Origin of the sequence: Lysinibacillus sp. CNPSo 3705, assembly GCF_028674935.1 — a bacterium.
In the GTDB taxonomy this organism is placed as follows: domain Bacteria; phylum Bacillota; class Bacilli; order Bacillales_A; family Planococcaceae; genus Lysinibacillus.
In genome coordinates this window covers 1-756 of sequence record NZ_JAQZSD010000177.1, presented here as the reverse complement: position 1 = coordinate 756, position 756 = coordinate 1, and the positions used below count along the sequence as shown (strand labels likewise).

At 28.2% G+C, this 756-nt stretch carries 2 protein-coding genes; one reads left to right on the top strand and one right to left on the bottom strand.

The annotated features are described in order from the left end of the window. On the top strand, positions 1-241 hold a 241-nt coding region (locus tag PVA17_RS24885), incomplete at its 5' end, for a hypothetical protein (protein WP_274069363.1). Between the two features lie 90 nt (positions 242-331). On the opposite strand, the gene PVA17_RS24880 is transcribed toward PVA17_RS24885, so the two are convergent. Then, positions 332-756 (bottom strand): hypothetical protein (locus PVA17_RS24880; protein ID WP_274069362.1); only part of this gene is annotated, 425 nt, incomplete at its 5' end.

Here is a 756-nt window from a genome sequence, read left to right as displayed (position 1 = left end):
TATCAATGTATTTGCAAATGAAAATATGAAATGTAATAAAAAAATTAATATTATATCTAATCTAAAGTACACAGTTAATAATATTCCAGTTATAGATATCAATTGTATAATTTCGAAACTTATTAATAACTTTTTTTTGTTTCTAAAGTTGTCTATTAAAGTCCCAAAGGCAAAATTCATTAAGGATGGTAAAAAAGCTATTAATCCGAAGATAGCTAAAGCACTTGCACCAAAGTTGTAAAAAGATATTGTTATATACGTTAAAACAACTGTATATAAGCTATCTCCGAAATTTGTTATTACTCTTCCAGAAATTAAATATATGAAGTTTTTATTTTTTTCTAAGGTCATATTTATTTACTGTCCAGTTAAATAAATCGATTTGAATGGCCTCTGGTTTATAATTTAGTTGTGTAATGACACTGTAAGCTTGATAAGAAATCAATCCTGCAGCCATATAAGTGATCGGTGCTATAACACTTGTCGGGAATGATATGTTATCCAAGAGCTGTTCTCTTGAAGCACCATGTTCGCCATACAACTCAGAGCTTGTAATTGTTAAATTTGGGTTCATACAAAATGTATTTATAACTGTAGAAGCATATGAACCTGCAATAAAAGGTTTATTAAATTCTATTGACAATTCATCAAACCATGCATCGATTGTGTACTTGGGAGTATCAGCACAACATATAGAAAGATCAAAGTTATATTCTTTGAAAATATCCTTTAAGTCATCTTTGGTAGATATATATT